The organism is Pseudoxanthomonas taiwanensis, from assembly GCF_010093135.1.
GTDB lineage: Bacteria > Pseudomonadota > Gammaproteobacteria > Xanthomonadales > Xanthomonadaceae > Pseudoxanthomonas > Pseudoxanthomonas taiwanensis.
This window is the reverse complement of sequence record NZ_PDWK01000097.1, coordinates 1-8,073: the sequence shown is the minus strand read 5'-3', so window position 1 is coordinate 8,073 and position 8,073 is coordinate 1. Positions and strand designations below refer to the sequence as shown.

Annotated in this window: 8 protein-coding genes and 1 pseudogene; 7 read left to right on the top strand and 2 right to left on the bottom strand. The window is 74.9% G+C overall.

All coding sequences use genetic code 11. From position 1 onward, the window contains the following. Positions 1 to 10 precede the first annotated feature (10 nt). The 6 genes and pseudogenes from alr to CR938_RS13305 all read left to right on the top strand — a co-directional run bounded on the left by alr (position 11) and on the right by CR938_RS13305 (position 5,764). Positions 11 to 1,081, top strand: coding sequence for an alanine racemase (gene alr / locus CR938_RS13330; RefSeq protein ID WP_162125463.1), 1,071 nt, complete (start codon positions 11 to 13; stop codon positions 1,079 to 1,081). Positions 1,082 to 1,111: 30 nt separating this feature from the next. Next, positions 1,112 to 1,339 (top strand): annotated as a pseudogene (locus CR938_RS13325) (GFA family protein); the annotation flags it as partial. Between the two features lie 23 nt (positions 1,340 to 1,362). Continuing rightward, positions 1,363 to 2,442, top strand: a complete 1,080-nt coding sequence (locus CR938_RS13320; RefSeq protein ID WP_162125462.1) for a class I SAM-dependent methyltransferase — start codon at positions 1,363 to 1,365, stop codon at positions 2,440 to 2,442. A gap of 8 nt (positions 2,443 to 2,450) precedes the next feature. Next, complete coding sequence (locus CR938_RS13315; protein WP_162125466.1) at positions 2,451 to 3,161, top strand: pseudouridine synthase; 711 nt, start codon at positions 2,451 to 2,453, stop codon at positions 3,159 to 3,161. A 58-nt stretch (positions 3,162 to 3,219) separates the two neighbouring features. After that, positions 3,220 to 3,612, top strand: coding sequence for a DUF2946 family protein (locus CR938_RS13310; RefSeq protein ID WP_162125461.1), 393 nt, complete (start codon positions 3,220 to 3,222; stop codon positions 3,610 to 3,612). 82 nt (positions 3,613 to 3,694) lie between these two features. Further along, positions 3,695 to 5,764: a TonB-dependent copper receptor gene (locus tag CR938_RS13305; protein WP_162125460.1), complete on the top strand. Its 2,070-nt coding sequence runs from the start codon at positions 3,695 to 3,697 to the stop codon at positions 5,762 to 5,764. 42 nt (positions 5,765 to 5,806) lie between these two features. On the opposite strand, the gene CR938_RS13300 is transcribed toward CR938_RS13305, so the two are convergent. Both CR938_RS13300 and CR938_RS13295 read right to left on the bottom strand, forming a co-directional pair. Next, positions 5,807 to 6,364: a DUF1415 domain-containing protein gene (locus tag CR938_RS13300; RefSeq protein WP_162125465.1), complete on the bottom strand. Its 558-nt coding sequence runs from the start codon at positions 6,362 to 6,364 to the stop codon at positions 5,807 to 5,809. Between the two features lie 4 nt (positions 6,365 to 6,368). After that, positions 6,369 to 6,851: a YajQ family cyclic di-GMP-binding protein gene (locus CR938_RS13295; RefSeq protein ID WP_162125464.1), complete on the bottom strand. Its 483-nt coding sequence runs from the start codon at positions 6,849 to 6,851 to the stop codon at positions 6,369 to 6,371. 113 nt (positions 6,852 to 6,964) lie between these two features. Here CR938_RS13295 and CR938_RS13290 point away from each other — a divergent pair, with 113 nt between their 5' ends. After that, positions 6,965 to 7,864 carry a DMT family transporter gene (locus CR938_RS13290; protein ID WP_162125459.1) on the top strand — a complete coding sequence of 300 codons (900 nt, stop codon included), beginning with the start codon at positions 6,965 to 6,967 and terminating at the stop codon, positions 7,862 to 7,864. Positions 7,865 to 8,073: the final 209 nt, after the last annotated feature.

Sequence of the window (8,073 nt, the reverse complement as noted above, 5' to 3'; positions counted from 1 at the left end):
CGCCTCCGCCATGCGTCCCGCCCGTGCCCTGATCGACCTCGATGCCCTGCGCCACAACTACCGGCTGGCCAGGCGCCTGGGCGGCGGGCGCGCGCTGGCGGTGGTCAAGGCCGACGCCTACGGCCACGGCGCGGTGCGCTGCGCGCAGGCGCTGGAGACGGAGGCCGACGGCTTCGCCGTGGCCTGCATCGAGGAGGCGCTGGTCCTGCGCCAGGCCGGCATCCGCAAGCCGATCCTGCTGCTGGAGGGCTTCTTCGAGGCATCCGAACTGCCGCTGCTGCTGGAGCACGACCTGTGGAGCGTGGTCCACGCGCCGTGGCAGGTGGAAGTGCTGGAGCGCACGCCGCTGCCGCGGCCGCTGACGGTGTGGCTCAAGCTCGACTCGGGCATGCACCGCCTCGGCATCGGCGCCGACGAGTACGCCGCCGCCTGGCGCCGCCTGGAGGCACTGCCGCACGTGCGCCCGGCGGTGAAGATGAGCCACTTCGCCCGCGCCGACGAGCTGGACTGCGCGCGCACCCGCGAGCAGCTGGACACCTTCGCCCGCGCCACCGCCGGCCTGCCGGGGCAGACCAGCATCTGCAACTCGCCGGCCCTGCTCGGCTGGCCGGAGGCGCGTGGCGACTGGGCCCGCCCGGGCCTGATGCTGTACGGCGTCTCGCCGTTCGCGCGCGGGCACGACCTGGCCGCGCAGCTGCGGCCGGTGATGACCCTGGAGTCGAAGGTGATCGCGGTGCGTGAACTGCCGGCCGGCGAGCCGGTCGGGTACGGCGCGCGCTTCGTCACCGAGGCGCCCACCCGCGTGGGCGTGGTCGCGCTGGGCTATGCCGACGGCTACCCGCAGTTCGCCGCCAACGGCACGCCGGTGGCCATCGACGGCCGCCCCGGCCGCCTGGTCGGCCGCGTGTCCATGGACATGCTGACCGTGGACCTGAGCGACCACCCGCAGGCCGGGGTGGGCAGCCGCGTCGAGCTGTGGGGCGCGCAGGTTCCGGCGGCCGAGGTGGTGGCGCGCAGCCAGACCAGCAGCTACCGCCTGCTGTGCGCGGTCAAGCGCGTGCCGCTGGTCTACCAGGGCTGACGCGCCGCGTTTGCGCCTCGGGGCGGCCGCAGCAGCCCCTGCGCGCGCACCGGCGATGCCGGCACCACCGCGCGCTTCCATTTCTGCCCGGTCTGCGGCGATACGGTGTACTGCCTGATGGAGGCGGGGCCGGACGCGGTGGCCATTCCGGCGGGCGCCTTCGCCGATCCGCACTTCCCGGTGCCGACGGTGTCGGTGTATGGCGTGCGCCGTGACGCCTGGGTGCGCCTGCCGGACGGCATCCAGGCACCGGACTGAGCGCGGCGGACGGATCGCCGATAATGGCGGCCCGCTTCCCCCGACCCTGCCGCGTGAGTACCGAAGACGCCCCCCTCAAGGCCCTGCTGCTGCCGTTCGACGCCGGCACCCTGGCCTGGCCCGCGCAGGGCCGGGTGCTGTTCCTGCGCGCCCGCGACGGCGGCCCGCTGCGGCGCTACGACCGCGCGCGCCTGCGCTGCGAGCAGGGCTTCAAGCCGCTGGCCGACGGCCTGCGGCGCGCCGGCCTGGACGTGGTGCCGGAACTGGACGAGGCCGACGCCGGCGCCGCACTGGTGCTGGTGCTGCCGCCGCGCCAGCGTGAGGAGGCGCGCGCACTGCTGGCCCGCGCCGTGGCCCTGGCCGCGCCGGGCGCGCGCGTGGTCGCCGCCGCGGCCAACGACGAGGGCGCGCGCTCGCGCGAGAAGGACCTGCAGCAGCTGGCCGGCCTGGACGGCAGTCTGAGCAAGCACCACTGCCGCGTGTTCTGGACCCCGCCGCTGCAGGGGCCGGCCGATCCGGCGCTGGCCGCGCAGTGGCGCCAGGCCGACGCGGTGCGGCCGGTGCTGGGCGGCCGCTTCCACAGCCGGCCGGGCGTGTTCGCCTGGGACGGCATCGACGCCGCTTCGGCGCTGCTGGCCGCGCACCTGCCGGCCGACCTGCGCGGCCGCGGCGCCGACCTGGGCGCCGGCTGGGGCTACCTGGCCGCGGAAGTGCTGGAACGCGCCCCGGGCGGGACCGCGCTGGACCTGTACGAGGCTGAGCACCGCGCGTTGGAACTGGCCCGGCGCAACCTCGCCGGCGCGCGCGTCGCGCCGGGTTTCCACTGGCACGACGTCACCGCCGGCCTGCCGCGCGGCGGCTCCGACTTCATCGTGTCCAACCCGCCGTTCCACGCCCACGACCGCGGTGACCGCCCGGAGCTGGGCCAGCGTTTCATCGAGGTGGCCGCGCAGGCGCTGCGCCCGGGCGGGCGCCTGCTGCTGGTGGCCAACCGCCACCTGCCCTACGAGGGCACGCTGGCGCGCGCCTTTCCGCTGGCGCGCGTGCTGGCCGAGGGCGGCGGCTTCAAGGTGATCGAGGCGCTGAGGGAGGCGGCGCGGTGAGCAGGTCGATGAAGCTGGTCAAGCACCTGGCCAACCTCGGCTACGGCAGCCGCAAGGAGGTGGCCTGGATGTTCCGCGAGGGCCGGGTCACCGACGCCAACGGCGAAGTGCTGTACGCCGACGATCCGCTGGACCACGACAACGTGCGTGTGGACGGGGAGCCGCTGGACCCGCCGCCGGGCCTGGTGCTGATGCTGCACAAACCGGCCGGCTACACCTGCTCGACCAGGGATCCGGGCCGCATCGTCTACGACCTGCTGCCGCCGCGCTTCCGCCTGCGCAACCCGGTGCTGTCCACGGTGGGCCGGCTGGACCGCGACACCACCGGCCTGCTGCTGATGACCGACGACGGCCAGCTGCTGCACCGGATCGTCTCGCCGAAGTCGAAGCTGCCCAAGGTCTACGAGGCCGAACTGGCCGGGGACCTGCGCGGCGACGAGGCGGCGCTGTTCGCCAGCGGCAGCCTGCTGCTGGAGGGCGAGAGCACGCCGCTGCTGCCGGCACGGATGGACGTGCTGGGCCCGCGCCGCGCCCGCCTGGTGCTGCACGAGGGCCGCTACCACCAGGTGCGGCGCATGTTCGCGGCCACCGGCAACCGCGTGGTCGCGTTGCACCGCCCGCGCATCGGCGGCCTGGATCTGGGCGACCTTCCGGAAGGGCAGTGGCGGCCGCTGGGTCCGGAGGACCTGCAGCGCCTGTTCGCCACCGGCGACGCCTGAGCCCCTGGGACAATCTGCCCCATCCGCCGGCGCGGGCGGTCCGGCCTAGAATCGCCGCGTGCTGCGAACCCTCCGCCACCGGCGAACGATGGCCGGGCTGGCCCTGCTGGCCACGCTGCTGCTGGCCCTGGCGCCTGCGGCCAGCCGCGCGCTGGCCGCGGGCGGTCCGCCGGCCGACGGCTGGGTGCAGCTGTGTACCCGCGAGGGCCTGCAGTGGCTGCCCGCGCGGGGCCCGCTGCCGGAGGATCCGGCGCGGCCGGCGGCCACACCGCACCAGGACTGCGACTACTGCCCGCTGGCCGGCGGCACGCCGCCGCCGCCGCGGGTGGTGGCCGGCCTGGCGCCGCTGCCGCCGGCCCATCGCCCCGTTCCGCCGCCACCGGCGGTGGTTCCGCACCTGTTCCGCGGCCTGTCCGGGCCAGGCAGCCGCGGCCCGCCCGCGTACGCCTGAACCGTCCCGCGCATCGCCCGCCGATGCGCCCGCCGTCGTCGCACGACCGTCGCGTCGTGCCCGCAAGTTCCGGAGTACCCGCATGCATACCCGTTCCCGCCGGGCGCCGCGCGCGTCCGGCCTGTTCCTGGCCGTGTCCGCGGCCCTGTCCTGCGCTCCCGTCCCGGCCGCCACCGCGCCGGACCCCGTCACCCTGGACGCCATCGTGGTGACCGACTCGGCGCCGCGCGCGGCGCTGACCTGGCAGACCGATCCGCGTCTGCCGCGCCAGCCGGTGCCGGCCAGCGACGGGGCCGACTACCTCAAGACCATTCCCGGCTTCGCCGCCCTGCGCAACGGCGGCAGCAACGGCGATCCGGTGCTGCGCGGCATGTCCGGCTCGCGCCTGAACCTGCTCGGCAACGACGGCGCCATGCCCGGCGCCTGCCCCGGGCGCATGGACAACCCGACGTCCTACGTGGCCCCGGAGACCTTCGACCGCCTGGTGGTGGTCAAGGGTCCGCAGACCGTGCGCTGGGGCCCGGGCGCCTCCGCCGGCACGGTGCGCTTCGAGCGCGAGGCGCCGCGGTTCGACCGGGCCGAGGTGCGCATGCGCGGCAGCGTGCTGGCCGGCTCCAGCGGACGCCGCGACCAGGTGGCCGAGCTGGCCGCCGGTGCGGCGCGGGGACATGCGCGCCTGGCCGCCACCCGCTCGCGCGCCGACGACTACCGCGACGGCGACGGCCGCCGCGTGCCCTCGGCCTGGGACAAGTGGAACGCCGACCTGGCCCTGGCCTGGACCCCGGACGCCGCGACCCTCGTGGAGCTGGACATCGGCGCCGGCGACGGCCGGGCGCGCTACGCCGGCCGCGGCATGGACGGGACCATGTTCCGCCGCGACAGCCGCACGCTGAAGCTGGAGCATGGCGGCCTGCCCGGGGTCTGGAACACGCTGCGCGCCAGCGCCTACGACAACCGCGTGGACCACCTGATGGACAACTACCATCTGCGCCGGCCCAACCCGCACGGCGCCATGCCCATGGCCATGGCCTCCAACGTGGGCCGCCACACCCGCGGCGGCCGCGTCGAGGCCGAGGCCAGCGGCGGGGACTGGGAGCTGTTCGTCGGCGTGGACGGGCAGGACAGCCGCCACCGCGGGCGCAGCGCCGCCGGCGAGGGTGCCTACCTGCACCAGCCCTGGACCGGGGACGCGCGCCTGGGCCACGCGGGCCTGTTCGCGGAAGGCAGCTGGATGCCGCAGCCGCGCGCGCGCTGGGTGGCCGGCCTGCGCCTGGACCGCGCGCGCGCCGAGGACCGCCGCCTGCGCCTGGGCAGCGGCATGATGGCCCGGCCCAATCCCACCGCCGGCCAGATCCGCCACCAGACCCTGCCGGGCGGCTTCCTCCGCTACGAGCACGCCCTGGCCGGCACGCCGCTGGACCTGTACGCCGGCCTCGGCCATGCCCGGCGCATGCCCGACTACTGGGAGCTGTTCTCGCCCGACCACGGCCCGGCCGGCGCGGCCAACGCCTTCGCCGGCATCCGCCCCGAGCGCACCACCCAGCTGGACGTGGGCCTGGCCTACCGTGCCGCGCGCCTGGAGGCCTGGCTGTCGGCCTATGCCGGACGGGTGGACGATTTCATCCTTTTCACCTACCGCGACGGCGGCATGATGGGCGCCACCACCGAGGCCGGGAACGTGGACGTGCGCACCCATGGCGCCGAGGCGGGCCTGCGCTGGCAGCCGCATCCGCAGTGGACGCTGGGTGGCAGCCTGGCCTGGGCGCACGGCGACAACCGCACGCATGGCAGGCCGCTGGCGCAGATCCCGCCGCTGGAATCGCGCTGGAGCCTGGCGTGGGACAACGGCCGCTGGAGCGCCGGCGCGCTGCTGCGCATGGTCGCCGCCCAGGACCGCGTGGCCGTGGGCCAGGGCAACGTGGCCGGACGCGACCTGGGGCCCAGCGCGGGTTTCGCCACGCTGGCGCTCAACGCCGGCATGCGTCTGGACGCGCGCTGGACGCTGGCGGTCGGCGTGGACAACGTGTTCGACCGCGCCTACAGCGAACACCTGAACCTGGCCGGCAGCGCCGACTTCGGCTGGCCGGCCGATCCGGTGCGGATCAACGAGCCCGGGCGCGCCGCCTGGCTCAAGCTCACGCTGGATTACTGAGCCGTGCGGGCGGGCGTCCGCGCGGGGGCGCCCGCCCGTCCCTCAGGCCCCGCCGGCGAACAGCTGCCGCCAGCCGGCGTGGCCCAGCCGGCGCAGGGTGGCGCAGTTGCGCTCCACGATCACCGCCGGGTCCGGGTAGGCGTCCACCGCGCGGGCCACGCTGTCCTCGCGCAGCAGGTGCAGGGTCGGGTAGGGGGCGCGGTTGGTGTAGTTCTCGATGTCGTCCGGCCCGCTGCCGTCGAACTGGTAGTCCGGGTGGAAGCTGGCCACCTGCAGCACGCCATCCAGCTCCAGTGTCTCCACCAGCGCGTCGGCCTGGTCGAGGAAGTCGTTGTAGTCGAGGAAGTCCTGCAGCACCAGCGGATGCACGACCAGGGTGGTGTCCACCGCATCGGCCGGGGTGTCGCGCAGCAGCACCAGCTCCTCGCCCAGCTGCGCCAGCAGCTGCTCCGGCGTGGTGGCGTCGCTGGCCACGATGCGCACCTGCTCCCTGACGTACACCGCCTTGGCGAAGGGGCACAGGTTCAGGCCGATCACCGCCTTCTCGATCCAGCGGCGGGTGCGTGCCAGCACCTGCTCCGTGTCCAGGTCCGGGTGCATGGGCTCAGTCACGGAAGTTCCCGAACTGCAGGGGCAGGCCGAAGTCGGCCCTGCGCAGCAGGGCGATGGCCTCCTGCAGCTCGTCGCGTTTCTTGCCGTTGACGCGCAGCTTGTCGCCGTTGATCTGGCTGTCGCCCTTGAGCTTGGCGTCCTTGAGCGCGGCCTGGATCTTCTTGGCCGTCTCGCGCTCGATGCCCTGCTTCACGGTGACCTTCTGCCGCGCGCCGGCCAGGTTGGTCTCGATGTCGCCGAACTCCAGGCAGCGGATGTCGATGCCGCGCGCGGTCATGCGCTGGCGCAGGATGTCGTCCATCTGCCTGACCTGGAAGTCGCTGGGCGCGTTCGCGGCGATGGTGTCCCCTTCCAGGACGAAGCGCGCGTCCACGCCCTTGAAGTCGAAGCGGTTGTCCAGTTCGCGGCTGGCCCGGTCCACGGCGTTGGTCAGCTCGTGGCGGTCCACCTCGGAGACGATGTCGAAGGAGGGCATGGCACGGGGAAGCATGTGCGGGAACTGGCGCCATTCTATGTCCCGCGCCGCGGCAGCGCAGGCGTGGCGGCGCCGGCGGCCGGAAGCGGGCCGGCAGGAGGCACAATAGGGCCATGACCCCGCCCCGTTCGAACCTCGCCGCGGCCGCGTGGATGCTGGCCGCCATCGGCTGCTTTTCGCTGATGGATGCGGGGATGAAGCTGCTGTCCTTCCACTACCCGCCGCTGCAGGTCACCGTGCTGCGCGGCGCGGCCTCGCTGCCGTTCGTGCTGGCCTGGGTGATGGCCACCGCCGGGCCGCGTTCGATCCTGCCGCGGCGCTGGGGCCTGCACCTGCTGCGCGGCGTGCTGGGCGTGGCGATGATCGCCTGCTTCGTCTACGCGCTGCGGCGGATGCCGCTGTCCACCGCCTACACCATCTACTTCGTCGCCCCGCTGCTGGTGGCGGCGCTGTCGGTGCCGCTGCTGGGCGAGAAGGTGGGGCCGCGGCGCTGGACCGCCATCGCCATCGGCCTGGTGGGCGTGATCGTGGTGCTGCGCCCGGGCGTGGACGGACTGGTGTCGCTGCCGGGGCTGATGGTGCTGCTGGCCGCCACCGCCTACGCCGTGGCCGCGGTGACGGTGAGCCTGCTCACCCGCACCGACACGCCACAATCCATGGTGGTCTGGTTCCTGGCGATCATGGCCATGGGCGCCGGGCTGATGGCGATCCCGGACGGGGTGCCGTTGGCGCGCGCGCCCCTGCCGCTGGGGCTGGGGGTGGGGCTGATGGGCGCGCTGGGCCAGATCGCCCTGACCGCCGCCTTCAGCCGCGGCGAGGCCTCGCTGATCGCGCCACTGGAGTACACCGGCCTGGTCTGGGTGATGGCCTGGGACTGGCTGCTGTGGCGCACCCTGCCGGACGCGGTCACCTGGGTGGGTGCGGCCATCATCATGGGCAGCGGCCTGTACCTTTTGCACCGCGAGCGCGCGGTGCGGGCCGCCGCGCGCCCCCCGCCGCTGGACCATTCCTGAGCCGGACACGGCGCGGGCGGGCCCCGGGGCCCGCCCCCCGGGGTTGGCGCGGTGCCGCCGTGGGTCAGAAACGGGCGCCCCCGCCCACCCCCACCACCCCCCGGACCAACCCCCCGTCCTCGCCCCCGCCCCGGCCGGCCCCCCGCCCGTCCCCACGCGGCCCCACGTCGGCGCCCTTTACCCACCTCCCCACCCCCCCGACACCCGAG